The sequence below is a fragment of the Bifidobacterium sp. UBA6881 genome (genome assembly GCA_002451435.1).
Lineage (GTDB): Bacteria > Actinomycetota > Actinomycetes > Actinomycetales > Bifidobacteriaceae > Bifidobacterium.
In genome coordinates this window covers 20,482-20,867 of record DKCF01000036.1, presented here as the reverse complement: position 1 = coordinate 20,867, position 386 = coordinate 20,482, and the positions used below count along the sequence as shown (strand labels likewise).

The 386-nt window shown below is 58.5% G+C and carries 1 protein-coding gene; it reads right to left on the bottom strand.

Going from position 1 to position 386, the window contains the following annotated elements:
• The coding region (locus B3C64_RS02955; protein WP_291533622.1) for a chorismate-binding protein at positions 1 to 386 on the bottom strand (386 nt) is incomplete at both ends.

Genomic DNA, 386 nt, shown 5'->3' with positions numbered 1-386 from the left:
CCGGTGACGGTGGAGCAGATATGCATGATGTGGCTGAACCGCATGATGTCCATCAGGGATACGACCTCGACGCTCTCCGGAAGGCATACACGGCTCAAATCGTTTCGGGCGAGATCGACAAGCATGATGTGCTCGCTGCGTTCCTTCGGATCGGAAAGCAGTTCCTTCGCCAAGCGCTCGTCCTCCTCCACCGTGGCTCCGCGTGGTCTGGAACCGGCGATTGGGAAGCTCATGGCATGGCCGTTATCCACCTTGATCAAGGTCTCCGGGCTGGAGCCGATAACGTTGAAGTCATGGCCTTCGGCGTCGGTCAGGGCCATGAAGTACATGTACGGGCTGGGATTCAGCGTACGCAGCACACGATACACGTCGAACGGATCAGCAGG